Origin of the sequence: Siphonobacter sp. BAB-5385 (assembly GCF_002261125.1) — a bacterium.
Taxonomy (GTDB): domain Bacteria; phylum Bacteroidota; class Bacteroidia; order Cytophagales; family Spirosomataceae; genus Siphonobacter.
Genome location: NZ_NMPS01000058.1, coordinates 18,416 through 33,854, shown reverse-complemented (window position 1 = coordinate 33,854; position 15,439 = coordinate 18,416). Strand labels below are relative to the sequence as shown.

The window sequence follows — 15,439 nt, the reverse complement described above, 5'->3', positions numbered from 1 at the left end:
GGGAATTACTCAAATACAACGGTCTTATTATTTTTCACAAATACCCGGTCTTCCAGCACCAGCTTCAGGGCTTTGGCCAGGGCAATCTTTTCGACATCGCGACCCGCCGCCGCCAGCTCCTGCCAGGTTTTGGTGTGGTTCACCGGAATCACTTCCTGCGTAATGATGGGACCTTCGTCGAGGTGTTCGTTCACAAAGTGGGCCGTTGCACCAATGATTTTCACGCCGCGTTCGAAAGCCTGCCGGTACGGGTTGGCTCCCACAAAAGCGGGTAAAAAGGAGTGATGAATATTGATGATCCGGTTTGAATACCGTTGCTGAAACTCCGCCGAAAGAATCCGCATGTACTTGGCCAGTACCAGATAATCGGCGTCGTACGATTCGACTGCCGCCAGTATCGCCGCTTCGTGGGCTTCCCGCTCCATCCCCTCGTGCGAAACCAGATGGAAGGGCAGATTGAATTTCTCCACCAGCGGTCGCAGTACGTCGTGATTGGCGACGACGGCCAGAATGTTAAGATTCAGGTCGCGGTACGCATTTCGGATCAGCAGATCGCTCAGACAGTGGTGTTCTTTAGTGGCCAGTACAACGACGTTTTTTGGCCGCTGGGTCGTCAGCGAAATCGTGACGGCATCGGGCAAAATTCCGTGTAAGGCATTTAGTATTTTTTCCTCCTGACACTCTCCCGAGAATTCCGTACGCATGTAAAAATGCCCGTGAGTACGGTCCACAAATTCATCATTACGAATCAAATTCAGCTCGTGGTGATACAGTACACCGGAAACTTTATGAACGAGTCCTTTCTCGTCAGGACAATCAATACGAAGAATATACAAGGACAGTAACGGTTAGGGGGTGAATAACGTTTTACAAAAAACGTCATTCTAGGCGGGCCTTCCAAGTTAGCGGCGGCTTAGTTGCGGGGAATCACTGTTAGCGGTGACTGTCGCAGTACGCCCGCAATTCATTCTTTTCGGAGAGAAAGGAAAACTGCTCGTAAATGAGGTCAAAATTGTATCGGTCGGCTACAGACTCCCAACCCAGTTTGGCGATCTCCATTTTCTCTTTGGTAAACGCAAATTTCTGCATGATCTCCACCAGCTGAGTCGTTTTGAAGCGTTGTCGGGGCAAGGTCTGCCGAATAAAATCCATCCGTTTGAGCAATGATGTACGCTCCAGAGCTTTAAGGTATTCGTCCATCTCTCCCGCACTCATGACGTCATGGTTCGAACCGTACGAATCACGGGGCGGGATATTTGACTCGTCCCCCGGAAAAGGCTGTGCATCATCCCGTTGATCGTCCCACGAAGGAATCGCTTGATCTCTTCCCGGTAATTCGTCGAACAGATTACCCCTTACCGGTTGCGTACCGCGAATGCGGAAGCCATACTGGGGGTGTAACATCGCCATTGTACGCGTTTCGGGTGACAGGATCACCCATTGCCGGGTCAACAGCATCCGGCCCCGGTAGACCAGCACCTGAGCACGTCCCGGATTCAAGTCAAAAAAGCGGAAACGCCCCGTGGCATTCGTCATGGACTGGTCGTTAACAACCACTGTCAGGGAGGTACCCACGGCGGTTTCAAGGAAAAATTCTACGTCAGCCAGGGCTTTGAGCGATGGACTTAGGAATAGTGTAAGGAGGAGTACAAAAGGTTTCATGGCTATAACGTCTTCAGAAGTTCAAACGAACGAAAACTTGCGTATTTGCCCAAATCACAGACGTTAAAATAGCCTAAAAATCAAGTTCTTTCAGCTCCGGATTTTTCATTAGTTCCTGTACCAGTTGTTCGTGGTTTTTGAGCGATCCATGCACGGTCCAGTGACTAAGCAAGCTGTTCTGATGGATCGTTTGCTTCTTTCGGCTGGCTCTGAGATTGAACTGCCTGAACAGCGTCGGCAATTTCGCGTAGGCCCGGGAAGAATCTTCGTACACGAGTCGGTAATGCCGCGTATGAAAATGGACGGAGATCCAGCGTTCCACGAATTGAAATACAAAGAGTACGGCCAGTAACAGAAACGCTCCCACGAAGGCGAGTACTGCATCGCCCTGCCCGATTGCCATGCCCAGTGAAGACGTCGCCCAGATGGCGGCTGCCGTAGTTAAGCCCGCCACGCGATCCTGTTCTTTGAAAATGACCCCCGCTCCCAGAAAGCCAATCCCGGTCACAATGTTGGAAGCCACACGATCCATGGAGTCGGGAGCCCCCAGCCGACGGGATAAAATGGTAAAAATGGTCGAACCCAGGCAAATTAGCGTAAACGTACGTACCCCGGCGGGCTTGCCCTGATACTCGCGTTCCAGTCCAATAATTACGCCAATGACGAGCGAAAGGATCATCTGAACGATGGGCTGATCGAGCAACGATTCCATGAATTTTCTTACGGTTGATTGAACGTATGCTCCAGGCATGAAAAACCCCGTTCCTACCGATAAAGTAAGAACGGGGCTTAAAAATAGATTATTTAAGGAGTTAAACCAGTGAATGCATACGAACCAATTCACTAAAAACATCTTCCCTCTAGTTTACATCAAACCACAACTTCGTCGTCAGTAAATCAGCTCCCTGATTGGCGACGGCTGCTTTGTAGTTGGCGTTGTTGAGAGCCTGTTCACCCGTGGGATACGTCAGGCGTACGGGCATTCGGCCGTTTAGTACCCCGGCATACGCAGGTTTCAACTGCGGATAATCCAGTCGCCGCCACTCGGCAAAGGATTCCTGACTTTCGCCGAATAAGGCCAGCCATTTCTGTTCCCCAATCGATTTTTTGTAGTTGGCTGCGTCATAGGCTACCGAAGGCTGAGCCAGGTATTTGCTGATCTCGTCGGCCGTTACCCGGTACTGTTGTAGGGAAGCGGTGACGGCCTGTTTGTACAGCGTAGCGGCGTCATCCGAAGTAAAGCCCCGCTGAGCCGCTTCGGCCAGGTTGAACAGTACCTCGGCGTAGTTCACGAATACCGCCGGAGCCGAAGCCGCCGTGAAGTAATCGCCCAGTTTCGATGTTTTCGTAAAGCCCAGACGAGCCGCTGAATCCGCCGGTAAGCCATTGGTTACGCCAATGTAGCCCTGCGGGGTATAATCCGCCGTTTTGTTGACGTAAACGCTCAGTCGGGGATCATTCAATTGGACGAGCTTATCTACGATGGTTTTGCTCACGCGGTAATCATCACGGGTTTCGCGATCCCGGTTGACCGGGTTCTGGTTGGGCGACGTGAGGTAGGTAAACTGGGCCGTTTCCTCGTTGCCGGCGATCAGGTCCGTTTTGCTTAAGCTGGAAATAACCGTTTTCGCCGTAGCGGCATCGCGATCCGCAATTCGCAGGGCAATCCGTAACCGCAGCGACTGAGCGAATTTCCGCCAGAGCTTCATGTTGCCTTTGTATACTACATCACCCGAAATCGGACTGGCTCCCGTATCATCAATCAGGGTAACTGCTTTCTGCAAATCATTCAGCAAACCCGTATATACGTCTTTTTGAGCGTCGTATTTCGGTGTCAGGTACTGGTCGATATTCAAAGCCTGCGAGTAAGGAATGTCTCCGTACAAATCCGTCAGTACCTGAAAAGACCAGGAACGCATGATCAATCCTACAGCCTGATAATTCGGATTTTTAGCCTGTTCGCCGAGCCGAATTACTTCTGCGTAATCGTTCAGCCCCTGCGTATAGGTGTTCGTCCAGACATTCTGTACGTTGGTCGGACTCGTCGTGTATTTATCGACGTCGGTATACTGAATTTTCGCCCAGTACTGCACAAATAGTACGGTCGTTTCCATCGACGCATCCGAACCCATCACCAGATCGGCACTGGATTTCAGGGCGTTCGTTAATACGTAATCAGGTTGCCCCTGCGTAGCCTCGTTGGGGTTTTTGTTAATATCTTCCAGCTCACTCTGGCAGGCCGAAAGCCCCAAAGCCAGCGTCAGCGGAAGCAATAATTGGGAAATACGTTTCATGGGAGTATGAGTTGAGTGGTCAGTTTGCTGTTTACAGTTTTCAATTTTGGGTTTTTGGTTTTCAGTAGCTTCTGAATCACTATTCATAAAACGTCCGGTACGCTGGATTATGAACAATTCGGACGCCATAGGTTGAGCGACCTTTCACTGAAAACTGAAAACAGCAAACTGACAACTATTTGATTAGAAGCTGATGTTTAAATTCACGCCGTAACTCCGGGTGGTGGGTAGTTGCAGGGATTCAAGACCCTGCCCGTTACCCGTATTGAAGGCCGTTTCGGGATCGATGTTCGGAGCCTTTTTCTGGAGGAAGGCCAGGTTCCGGCCAATGAGCGAAATGTTTACCCCCTGTAACGACAACCGCTTCACCAGATTTTGGGGCAGTGCATAACTCAGACGAACTTCCCGCAGTTTGATAAACGACGCATCGAATACACTGGCCTCGTTCACCCCGGCACTGTTGCTGTAAATGTTTTTGTAGTACCGTTCGGCGGGGACGATGGTCTTGTTTGCCTGACCATCCGCCGTTACGCCGTTGAAAATGATTCCGTCGGAATAGATCCGCTCGCCATTGGGAGCTTTCGCGTCGGGTCCAGCGACCTGTACGGGCGTGGACGACGTGTTATTTCCGGCATAGTAGTACGATAGTCCGCCGTGTTCCGCGTCGCGGCCCGGCAGCGTTGATTCCAGTACCCCCGTGTAGCGTCCGGTAGCGTTGGTCGCCGAGTAAATCTGTCCACCCTGCTTGGTATCAATCAGGACGCTCAGGTTCCAGCCTTTGTAGCTGAAGGCGTTGGTAATCCCACCAATCCACTTCGGCGTATAATAGCCCAGCGTTTGCAGGTTCGCATTTTTCAGCGGGAAGCCGTTCGCTCCTACCACTACGTTACCACTGGCATCGCGTTGGAAAGCCGATCCGTACAGGGCTCCGTAGCGTTGACCTACGCCCGCCAGTACCTGCGTGGTACCATTGCTGCCGAGAATATACTGATTCAGTAAACCCTGATCATCCAGTGAAACAACCTTACTGATGTTTCGCGAGAAGTTCACGATCACGTTCCATTTGAAACCGCCCGAAGTCTGTACGGGCGTACCACTCAACTGAGCTTCAAAACCGTGGTTATTGATGTGTCCGGCGTTGAGGAGCTTTTGCTTATACCCCGTCGTTGGACTCACGTCGGCCCGCAGAATCTGGTTGTAACTGTCGGAATTGTAGTAGCTAAAATCCGCCCGAACGCGACTCTTGAACAAAGCCAGTTCTAAACCGATTTCACTCGACTGCGTAATTTCCGGCTTCAGGTTTCGATTCAGCAATACGTCCGAAACCGTCAGCAAAGGATTACTACCAAAGGGCTGGTTGAACGGATACGTGTTCGTCAACTGGTACGGGTCCGTATCGTTTCCTACTTCAGCCCAGCCCCCCCGAATCTTGGCAAACGAGAGCCAGTTGGTACGAATGTTGAAAGCATCCGTCAGGACCACACTGGCGTTCACCGAAGGATAGAAATATGAGTTACTACCGGGCGGCAGGGTCGAGGACCAGTCGTTACGGGCCGTCAGGTTCAGGAACGCATAATTCCGGAAACCCAACTGAGCCGACGCGTAGGCACTGTACACCCGCCGACGTCTGAATACGTTGTTCGATACCAACGGATCGCGGGAGTTGTTGAGCGTATACAGTCCGGCTACGGCCAGACGCGGAGCCTGCTGGTAGTTTTGTTCGTAGAAGTTACTGCGAATGTTTCCTCCGACGAGCCCTTCCAGATCGAAATCATCGCTGAGCTTGCGGTTGAAATTCAGGGCAAAATCCGTGTTATTTTCGTTGACTACGTAAGCATCTTCCGCGTACGAACCGAAGGGCGTACCATTCGTTCCGTACGAAATTTTAGACTTGCGTCGGTCGGTATAAAAGTCGTTACCGGTCCGGACCATCGCCGACAGCCAGTCGTTGATCTTATAGTTCAGATTCACATTCCCGAAGAACCGATCCCGCCGCTGGGCATTCGTGTTTTCGTACAGCAGCAAATACGGGTTGCTGTAGTAACTGTGGTTCCAGTTGAAATCATTCTCGCCATTCGCCCGGTAATCCCGCAGTAAACCCGTATCGACCTGACGGCCAAACCACAGGAATTGCAGCATCACACTCGAACCCCGGCCACCCAGAGCCGAGAGGTTATCCGACTCCGAACGAATGAAGTTGGCACTCGTATTGATGGTCAGTCGGTCGTTGAGGTGGTACGTACCGTTTACCGAAAAGTTGTTTTTCGTAATATCCGTATTGGGCACTACGCCCGTCTGACGCGTATTGTTGAACGAGAAACGGTAATCGAATTTTGCATCCGAACCCGCAATCGACACACCAATGTTGTTGGTATGACCCGTTTTGAAGAAGTTCTTCACGTTGTCAGGGTGCGGTACAAAAGGCACCGCCTCACCCCTGGAGAAGAATTGCGGTAACAGCCGACCATCCATTTTTGGGCCCCAGCTTTCGTCGGTACCGTCGTTCAAACCACCGCCTTTTCCGTCTTTATACGAGAATAGTCCGCCTGTCCCTTGTCCATATACGTTTTGGTAATCAGGCAGTACCAGCAGGTTTTCAAAAGTATGAGCCGCATTGAGCGTTACACCCAATCCCTTGTTCCCTTTGCCCCCTTTTGTTTTGATCAGAATTACTCCATTCGCTGCCCGCGAACCGTACAGAGCCGCCGCGTTGGGGCCTTTCAGTACGCTAATGGTTTCGATGTTATCGGGGTTGATGTCGGCAATGGCGTTGGGATAATCCCGGTTGGTACCCGTGCTGCCAAACTGCGAGTTATCGACGGGAATCCCATCGACGACAAACAAGGGCTGGTTATTACCCGCGATGGAGGTTTCCCCACGAATGACGATCCGGGAAGAACCCATGTTTCCCTGACTGTTGGTAATGTTTACCCCGGCAATTTTACCCGATAAGGCATTGACCAGGTTCGTTTCGCGGGCCTGCGAAATTTCCGTACTTTTCAATTCCTGTACCGAATAGCCCAGCGACTTTTTCTCTTTGGCAATCCCCAAAGCCGTTACTACGACTTCCTGTAACGCCGATTCTTCGTTATTCAGATTAACGTTCAATACGCCATTTTCGGGTACTGCCAATTCTTCGGCTTTATAGCCAATGAATGAAAAACGAAGCGTTTCGCCGGACTGAGCCGTTACGGTGTAGGTACCTTCTGCATTCGTTACGGTTCCTCGGGTGGTGCCTTTGATCTGCACCGTAACGCCCGCCAGCGGTTGCTGATCGGCCGTGGAACGAACCACACCCGTCACCTGCTGAGCCAGAGCGGCCTGCACCTGTACCCATAGCAGTACCGGCAACAGAACTTTTAAAAGTAGTTGCATAAAGTTGATATAATTAAAATAAAGGAGTTAGGGAAATGCTACCCCCGCCAGACTTTTAGAAGACCCGCCAATCGCCTGAACTAGCGATGGCCTAAGCTGCTAGGAACCGTGACAAAGACCAAATGAAAAGGGGGAACGTAGATGTATTTTCATGACCAAAGCAATAAACTACCATTTCTATAGACAAAGTAAAAAGACTAAAATTAAGAAAACAAGCCTTTCTTAAAAAATTACAAATCAATTATGGTACAAATCAACATTCAAGCCATTATCATATTGATAATCAGTGATCAATTATTTATCTCCTGGAGTTGAGTACTATTTTTAACTCATTTAGAAGATCAGGCTGTATATTAGCTTTATGATTTTAGGAGTAGGACTTGTCTGGACGCCCCGAACAAATATCGAATCGATTGGTTAACTAGCCGAACCCCTCTTTCATTCAACCAAACTGATCTGACATGCGAAAATTATTTTCTATTTCGTACACGCTCTCTTCCATTAACTGGGCCACGCTCGTTTTACGGGTATGCACCGGTTTACTGATGCTGCCGCACGGGTATCAGAAGCTGAGCAACTACGCTGAAAAGAAGAACGAATTCATGAGTCTGTTCGGCCTCGGTAGCCCTACCTCGATGGCACTGGCCATTTTTGCCGAATTTTTCTGCTCTATCCTATTGGTTTTGGGCTTGTTTACCCGGGTGGCTACTATTCCGCTGATCATTACGATGCTCATAGCGGTCTTTATGGCCCACGGCGGGGAGATTTTCGGAGAGGCCGAACTGGCTACGCATTATCTGGTTGCTTATGTAACCATTCTGATTCTGGGCCCCGGTGACTATAGCTTGGATAAGGTGCTGAATAAAAAGATTTAAGTTGATAGCTAACGGAATTTTCAGTTTCGACGATAATTCGTTACAGCCAGCCGCTTTTTGCTCCTTCATCCCTGACCTCATTCGTCAGGGATTTTTTTGTCTATCCCCGGCTTTCGTCGGGCATTTCCGCGATTCGTCGGCCCCGATTCGGCATTCATCCGCATTGATTTTCAAATATTCGTTTGGAAACTGACTTTTGCATCAGACTTGGTACAAACCAAGCCCCTTTTGCACCCTAACCTGTATGGCCAATAGTTTGACTTCCCGGCAACGGTGGCAGTTATCACTAACACTCGCGTTCATTTACTCGATGACCGTACTGTATGCCATCGTTCCTGATCCAATCCGTAGTTGGGAAGGATTGCTGCGATTGTCAAATTTTGCCATCCCGCTGTGCCTGATTTCTTTCGGGCTTTTTGTGATCTGGCTGCGGATGGCGGACGGGATTCAGCAGAAAATTTTTCAGTATTTTGGTGAAAACTACCTGCTGGAATTTAGATTTCCCGCTCAGTTGGTTGCCCTGCTGGCTTCACTGGTACTGGCCGTCGTCTTTAACTGGACCCTGCACAAGTGCATTGGTTTTTTCATGGACTTTCGGTTTTGGCTGTTTCCTCCGCATCATACGCCGCCCCCGAAACGATCCCAGGAAGTATGGGGTTACGTCAGTCGGGCCAATAATGGTTTTTCTATCATGATTATGCTCGCGGCGTTCTACCTGATGGCAGCCATTCGGGCCACGCAACGCGTGCAGGAAATTCAGATTCGCTCGGAACGACTCGAAAAAGAGAATGTACAGGCTCAGTTTGCGGCCTTAAAGAATCAGGTCAATCCGCATTTTCTGTTCAATAGTCTGAGTATTCTTTCTTCAGTAGTGCACGTGGACGCGAATCTTTCCGAAAAATTCATCGCTCAGCTTTCCAAATCGTATCGGTATATTCTCGAACAGAAAGACAATGATTTAGTATCGCTGAAAACGGAAATTGAGTTTATCCAGTCGTACGCGTTTTTGCTGGGCATTCGGTTTCGGGAAAAATTCGAGGTACAGATTGACGTACCCGAAACCTCGCAACAGCGGTATAAAATTGCTCCATTGACGCTGCAATTGCTGGTCGAAAACGCCGTGAAGCATACCCGTATGTCGAGTAAGGAACCGCTAAGTGTACAGATCTATACGGAAGACGAAACTCTAATCGTCGAAAATGGCCTCAAGCCCCGCCTGCAACCCGAAGTATCTACGGGGGTAGGTTTGAAAAATATTACGGCCCGGTACAGCCTGCTCACCGAACGTCCGGTGTGGTACGGTCCGGAACAGGACGCCTTTGTTGTTAAAATTCCTTTGCTGGTATGAACGTAGTCATCATTGAAGACGAATACCTGACGGCCGAACGGCTGGAAAATCTACTGCGTAAATACGACGCTTCGATTCAGGTACTGACGAAACTGCCTTCCGTATCCGAGGCCGTCGAATGGTTTCAGGAACACCCCGCTCCCGATTTGGCTTTCATGGATATTCACCTGGAAGACGGGCTGGCCTTTGCCATTTTCGATCAGATTTCGCTGACGGTTCCGGTCATTTTTACCACGGCTTACGACGAATATACGATTCGGGCGTTCAAGGTAAATAGCGTCGATTATTTACTAAAACCGATTGATTATGAAGAATTAACGGCGGCTCTGGATAAATTCAAGTCCTTGCGTCAGCCCCTGCCGGATCTGAAAAATATTCTTCAGCTGATGCAGAAACCGCAGGAAACGGACTACAAAAGTCGCTTCATGATTTCCATCGGTACGAAAATCCGGAGTGTTGAAACAGCCGATATTGCGTACTTCTTTTCGGAGGATAAGAGCACTTTTCTGGTCACGCAGGATGGTCAGAAGTTACCCGTGGAATACAGTCTGGACAAGCTGAATCAGGTGACGGATCCGAAACGCTTTTTCCGGGTGAACCGGCAGTTTCTGGTGGCCTTTCCAGCTATTGAAACGATTCATACATACTCCGCTGGAAAACTGAAAGTAGACCTGGACCCGGAACCGAGAGCCGAAGTATTCGTGAGCGGCGACCGGATTACGGACTTTAAGGTGTGGCTGGGAAGGTGAGTCTAGTTTTCAATTTGCCCCGTATTGCATACGGGGTTATGCACGTTGAACCCCTCCGGGGTTAGGGCTTCGGTTGAAGAGGACAACTGCTACAAGTTTCCAAACGTGTCCCTACCATCTGGCAGTTTCCAACAGCCACCTTCCATTTCGAGTTTATTTATAGAAATCCAGTAAAGTAGGCAGGACGCGTTGTCCGTAGCATCCGATACGGACATAAAAGTTGGTAGGCTGTGCCTACCGGGGGGCCAACTGCCCCTGAAGGCCTGCAAAACCTTTCGCTCATTCCAATTCTTTCTAATTTCCTGTAAACGAGCAGATGTACTTCGAATCTTCATCATCTTGGTAAAGCATTTCTGCCCCACAAACACGGTTTTAGCTCCTGAACGAATCAGAGTACTTTTCGTCCAAAAACGAACAAGGTCCGGCAAAACTACCGGACCTTGTTCGTTTGGAGTCAATAGACTGTTTACTGCCAGCCCCCACCTAAAGCCCGGTACAGGTTTACGACTGACTGCAACTGCTGCAATCGGTCGGATACGCTGTTTAGCTCGGCGGAAAGTAAGCTTTGCTGGGCTACGAGTACTTCCGTATAATTCGCTGAACTGTACTTCAACAATTCCTTCGTGTAGTCAACGGAGCGGTTCAGGGCATTGAGCTGACGTCCGCGAATCATGGCTCGTTCCGTAGCCGTCTGGTACGCAAACAAGGCATCCGAAACTTCCTGTCCTGCCGTCAGCAGCGTCCGCTGAAAGCTCAGTAAGGCCTGCTCCTGATCGGCTTTGGCAATCCGTAAGCGGGCCACGTTAGCACCCCGGGCGAAGATCGGCTGAGCGATACCCGCTGCTATGTTTCCGAACATGGAAGCCGTCGAAAACAGATTTCCCAACGAAAGAGCGGAAAGACCGCCGTTACCCGTCAGGGTAAGTGAGGGATAAAAATACGTTCGGGCTGCGTTTGTCAATTCAAAAGTGCTCCGGTACGATAGCTCCGCTTCCTGCACATCCGGACGATTGCTGAGTAACTGAGCGGGTACCCCTACCTGTAAGCTCTCCATGGTCTGTTGCTCCTGCAACGTGGTACGCTTGATCGCACCGGGTGCACGGCCCAGCAATACGCTCAGGGCGTTTTCCGTTTCCCGAACGGTTTGTTTCAGCGAGGGAATCGTTACTTCGGCCGCATACTGACTCGCTTCGCTTTGTACCACGGCGGCTCCGGTTACTACGGCGGCCTCTTTCAAGGCCTGCATGGTCTCTACGTTCTGCTGCCAGATCTCCACGTTTTTCTGCGTAATGGCGAGCTGAGCATCCAAAGCCAGCAGGGAGTAGTAACTGTTGGCAATATCAGAAATGAGCTGGGTTTGAATAGCCCGACGCGTGGCTTCGCTCCGCAGTACCTGAGCCAGATTAGCCTTTCGGGTACTCCGCAGACGTCCCCAGATATCAGCTTCCCAACTAGCGTTCACGTACAACTGAAATTGTTGTCTGGCAAAACCCGTCGCGGCACTTGGTACCTGAGGCACTTTAGCCGTTACTCCTGTTCCATTACCCGTTACGTTCGGGAAAAAGGCCATCCGGCTCTGGTACAGGTTCGCTTCGGCTACTTCAATCCGCGTTAGAGCAGCTTTCAGGTCCAGGTTATTATTCAGTCCTTCCTGAATCAGAGCCTGTAAGGTGGTATCGGAAAACATGTTCCGCCAGGGCATATCCGCCAGCGTTGCGGTATCGGTCGCGGCCTGATCCCGGTACAAACCCTCCGTCTTTCCCTTCGGACCTTCGTAGGGTTTTGTTATTCGACAGGCGGCAAGCACTTGCAGCAGTACCAGCACTGCGAACGCCTGCCACAAAAGTTTTCGATTCATAAATTTACTGGTCAATGGTAAGGGTACGGAAGGGTTCATCCAACATTTATCCTTCCGTACCATTTATATTAGTTTCCGGCCATCAGGTCGGCGTGTGATTTTTCCTCCGTTTTCAGTTGATCCGGCGTTCCACTGATGCGTTCCTGCAAAGACTGGAAGATGATGAACAGAACCGGAATCACGAAGACGCCAAACAGAGTACCAATCAACATCCCGCCGACGGCTCCCGTACCAATGGAACGGTTTCCTAAAGCTCCGGCCCCAGTAGAAACCGCCAGGGGTACCAGACCCAGAATGAAGGCAAAGGATGTCATCAGAATCGGGCGTAAACGGGCCTGGGCACCCTCTACGGCGGCCTGCACGATACTCATGCCGTGTCGTCGTCGTTCGACGGCGTACTCCACAATCAAAATCGCATTCTTCGCCAACAGACCAATCAACATAATGAGCGTGATCTGGAGGTAGATGTTATTATTGATGTCGAAGAGGTTGGCGAAAATGAACGTTCCGGCCAGACCAACGGGCAGTGAAAGCAGTACCGCCAGGGGCAGAATGTAACTTTCGTACTGAGCACTCAGCAGGAAGTATACGAAAACCAGACACAGAATAAAGATGTAAATGGTCTGTCCACCGCTGGTTAACTCTTCCCGGGTCATCCCCGAAAATTCGTAGCCGTATCCTTGGGGCAGCGTAGTCGCAGCCACTTCCTGAATCGCTTTAATGGCATCCCCGGAACTGTAACCCGGCTTCGGCGTACCCGTAATGGATACCGACGTAAAGAGGTTAAACCGGGTGATGGTTTCCGGTCCGTACACCCGCTCCATCGTCACGAATTCGGAAATGGGAGCCATCGTACCGCTCGTGTTACGGATGTATACGGAGTTCAGGTTCTGGGGACTGGCCCGGTACGCCGGATCAGCCTGAATCATCACCCGATATTGCTTACCAAACTGGTTAAAGTTGGAAGCGTATACCCCACCAAAATACCCTTGTAAGGCACTCAGTACGGCGTTGACCGTTAATCCGGCTTCTTTGGTACGGGCCACATTTACGTTGACCTGATACTGCGGGAATGTTGGGTTAAAGGTGGTCGTGGCAAATTGAATTTCCGGACGTTTCAACAAAGCGGCCATGAAATCTTTCTCGACCTGGAACAGCTTTTCGATGGTTCCACCCGCCCGGTCCTGCAACTGTAACTCAAACCCGTTGCTGGTACCAAACCCCTGAATGGTCGGTGGCGAGAAGAACACGATTTCAGCCCCGCGAATGTGAGCCGTTTTGGCAAACAGATCCCGGATTACAGCATTGTTATCCTTATCCGGGCGTTCTTTCCAGTCTTTCAACCCAATAATGACCATCCCGTATGAACTACCGTTCCCACTAATGATACTCCGTCCGGCCAGACGCGTCGTGAACCGTACGGCGGGCATTTCGCGGGCAATGCGGTCTACTTCATCCCCAATGGCCGTGGTACGCTCTACGGAAGAAGCCGGAGGTAGCGTAATGTTAGCAAAGATGGTTCCCTGATCTTCATTAGGAACGAAGCCCGAAGGCGTCGAGCGAAGCAGCCAGACGAAGATTCCCGCAAAAACGGCAATACTGCCTAAGGCAATCCATTTTTTCGCTGAAAGGAAAGTTACCGAACGTTTGTACTTTTCCGTAACGGCATCGAAGCCCGTATTGAACGCCGTGTAAAAACGCTGCATGAATCCTTTCTTGTGGTGCTCCTTGTCGTGTGGTTTCAGCAGCAGGGCACACAGGGCCGGACTCAGCGTCAGGGCGTTGATGGCCGAAAGAATAATCGAAATTGCCAGCGTTAACCCGAACTGTTTGTAGAATACCCCCGTCGAGCCACCGATAAAACTTACCGGTACGAATACGGCCGCCATCACCAGCGTAATGGAGATGATAGCTCCGCTGATTTCACCCATGGCATCGATGGAAGCCTTGCGGGCCGACTGATACCCTTCGTCAAGTTTGGCGTGCACGGCCTCCACTACGACGATGGCATCATCCACTACGATACCAATGGCCAGTACCAGAGCGAACAGCGTCAGCAGGTTAATCGTGAACCCAAACAGGTTCAGGAAGAAGAATGTACCGACAATGGCGACGGGTACGGCAATGGCCGGAATGAGCGTCGAACGGAAATCCTGCAGGAAGATAAACACCACGATAAATACGAGGATGAAGGCCTCGATCAGCGTGTGAATTACCTTTTCAATAGACGCATCCAGGAAGTTGTTGGCGTTGAGTAGCTCGGCGTAGTGAACCCCGGAAGGGAATGATTTTTCCGCTTCCTTGATTACTTTCAGGGAGTTTTCGATGACTTCCTGAGCATTCGAACCCGCCGTCTGGTTAACCGCCAGAGCTACTGAAGGATACCCCTGCGACGTCGAAATACTGGCGTAGCTCTGGGCTCCCAATTCTACCCGGGCAATATCCCGTAACCGCAGTACCTGTCCACCCGGCGTCGAGCGAATGATCATGTTTTCAAACTGACCGGGGTCTTTCAGACGGCCCGGGTATTTGATGACGTACTGGAACGACTGGTCGCTGCTTTCCCCGAACTGACCCGGAGCCGCTTCCACGTTTTGTTCCGCCAAAGCCGCTGATACGTCATCGGGAATCAGTCCATAGGTAGCCATCACGTCGGGTTTCAGCCAGATCCGCATGGCGTAATCCCGCAAACCGAACGCACTCGCATCCCCTACCCCCGTTACCCGTTTGAGTTGGGGTACGATGTTGATGTTGGCGTAGTTTTGCAAAAACGTAGCATCGTAGGCCTTGTTTTTACTGTACAGGGTAAAGATCAGTACGTTACTACTTTGCCGCTTGCTGGTGATTACCCCCGACCGCGTTACTTCCTGCGGTAGCAAACTCGTCGCCCGGGATACCCGGTTCTGCACGTTCACCGCCGCAAGGTCAGGGTTGGTACCGAGTTTGAAGTAAATGGTAATGGTGGCGGTACCGTCGTTGGCCGCTGTAGAAGTCATGTACATCATGTCTTCTACCCCGTTGATCTGTTCTTCCAGCGGTACAATCACACTGGACAGTACCACGCTGGCGTTGGCCCCCGTATACGTCGCCTGCACCTGTACGGTCGGCGGAGCAATCTCGGGATACTGGGAAACGGGCAGGGTGATTAACCCCAACACGCCCAGCATGACAATAATGATGGAGATAACGGTGGATAATACCGGCCGTTCAATGAATTTTCTAAACATATTAAATGAGGTTGTGCGTGGAAGGCTCCGGCGTCTGCCGCTAAGCCGTCT

The 15,439-nt window shown here is 50.7% G+C and carries 10 protein-coding genes; 3 read left to right on the top strand and 7 right to left on the bottom strand.

All coding sequences use genetic code 11. The features are described from left to right. Positions 1–5 precede the first annotated feature (5 nt). The 5 genes from purU to BWI93_RS05595 all read right to left on the bottom strand — a co-directional run bounded on the left by purU (position 6) and on the right by BWI93_RS05595 (position 7,331). Positions 6–836 (bottom strand): formyltetrahydrofolate deformylase, encoded by an 831-nt coding sequence (gene purU, locus BWI93_RS05615; RefSeq protein WP_317046469.1) that lies wholly within the window; start codon positions 834–836, stop codon positions 6–8. A gap of 97 nt (positions 837–933) precedes the next feature. Further along, positions 934–1,662 (bottom strand): DUF4476 domain-containing protein, encoded by a 729-nt coding sequence (locus tag BWI93_RS05610; protein ID WP_094809163.1) that lies wholly within the window; start codon positions 1,660–1,662, stop codon positions 934–936. 73 nt (positions 1,663–1,735) lie between these two features. After that, positions 1,736–2,374 carry an MgtC/SapB family protein gene (locus tag BWI93_RS05605; protein WP_158242693.1) on the bottom strand — a complete coding sequence of 213 codons (639 nt, stop codon included), beginning with the start codon at positions 2,372–2,374 and terminating at the stop codon, positions 1,736–1,738. A 148-nt stretch (positions 2,375–2,522) separates the two neighbouring features. Then, the gene (locus BWI93_RS05600) at positions 2,523–3,956 is read right to left on the bottom strand and encodes a SusD/RagB family nutrient-binding outer membrane lipoprotein (protein WP_094809194.1); all 1,434 of its coding nucleotides are present in this window, start codon (positions 3,954–3,956) and stop codon (positions 2,523–2,525) included. A gap of 183 nt (positions 3,957–4,139) precedes the next feature. Beyond that, on the bottom strand, positions 4,140–7,331 hold the full coding sequence (locus tag BWI93_RS05595; protein ID WP_094809161.1) for a SusC/RagA family TonB-linked outer membrane protein: 3,192 nt from the start codon (positions 7,329–7,331) through the stop codon (positions 4,140–4,142). A gap of 461 nt (positions 7,332–7,792) precedes the next feature. Here BWI93_RS05595 and BWI93_RS05590 point away from each other — a divergent pair, with 461 nt between their 5' ends. The 3 genes from BWI93_RS05590 (at position 7,793) to BWI93_RS05580 (ending at position 10,303) form a co-directional block, all read left to right on the top strand. After that, complete coding sequence (locus BWI93_RS05590; RefSeq protein ID WP_094809160.1) at positions 7,793–8,206, top strand: DoxX family protein; 414 nt, start codon at positions 7,793–7,795, stop codon at positions 8,204–8,206. Positions 8,207–8,450: 244 nt separating this feature from the next. Next, complete coding sequence (locus tag BWI93_RS05585; protein ID WP_094809159.1) at positions 8,451–9,554, top strand: sensor histidine kinase; 1,104 nt, start codon at positions 8,451–8,453, stop codon at positions 9,552–9,554. After that, on the top strand, positions 9,551–10,303 hold the full coding sequence (locus BWI93_RS05580) for a LytTR family DNA-binding domain-containing protein (RefSeq protein WP_094809158.1): 753 nt from the start codon (positions 9,551–9,553) through the stop codon (positions 10,301–10,303). Before BWI93_RS05585 ends, BWI93_RS05580 begins: the two co-directional genes overlap by 4 nt. Positions 10,304–10,769: 466 nt before the next feature. Here the strand turns inward: BWI93_RS05580 and BWI93_RS05570 are convergent, their stop codons facing one another. Both BWI93_RS05570 and BWI93_RS05565 read right to left on the bottom strand, forming a co-directional pair. Then, complete coding sequence (locus BWI93_RS05570) at positions 10,770–12,161, bottom strand: efflux transporter outer membrane subunit (protein ID WP_094809193.1); 1,392 nt, start codon at positions 12,159–12,161, stop codon at positions 10,770–10,772. Positions 12,162–12,229: 68 nt separating this feature from the next. Then, positions 12,230–15,388 (bottom strand): efflux RND transporter permease subunit, encoded by a 3,159-nt coding sequence (locus tag BWI93_RS05565; RefSeq protein WP_094809156.1) that lies wholly within the window; start codon positions 15,386–15,388, stop codon positions 12,230–12,232. Positions 15,389–15,439: the final 51 nt, after the last annotated feature.

Coding starts and splice junctions, on each gene's coding strand:
- BWI93_RS05610 (WP_094809163.1), bottom strand. CDS start 1,662: ATGAAACCTTTTGTACTCCTCCTTACACTATTCCTAAGTCCATCGCTC.
- BWI93_RS05605 (WP_158242693.1), bottom strand. CDS start 2,374: ATGGAATCGTTGCTCGATCAGCCCATCGTTCAGATGATCCTTTCGCTC.
- BWI93_RS05600 (WP_094809194.1), bottom strand. CDS start 3,956: ATGAAACGTATTTCCCAATTATTGCTTCCGCTGACGCTGGCTTTGGGG.
- BWI93_RS05595 (WP_094809161.1), bottom strand. CDS start 7,331: ATGCAACTACTTTTAAAAGTTCTGTTGCCGGTACTGCTATGGGTACAG.
- BWI93_RS05590 (WP_094809160.1), top strand. CDS start 7,793: ATGCGAAAATTATTTTCTATTTCGTACACGCTCTCTTCCATTAACTGG.
- BWI93_RS05585 (WP_094809159.1), top strand. CDS start 8,451: ATGGCCAATAGTTTGACTTCCCGGCAACGGTGGCAGTTATCACTAACA.
- BWI93_RS05580 (WP_094809158.1), top strand. CDS start 9,551: ATGAACGTAGTCATCATTGAAGACGAATACCTGACGGCCGAACGGCTG.
- BWI93_RS05570 (WP_094809193.1), bottom strand. CDS start 12,161: ATGAATCGAAAACTTTTGTGGCAGGCGTTCGCAGTGCTGGTACTGCTG.
- BWI93_RS05565 (WP_094809156.1), bottom strand. CDS start 15,388: ATGTTTAGAAAATTCATTGAACGGCCGGTATTATCCACCGTTATCTCC.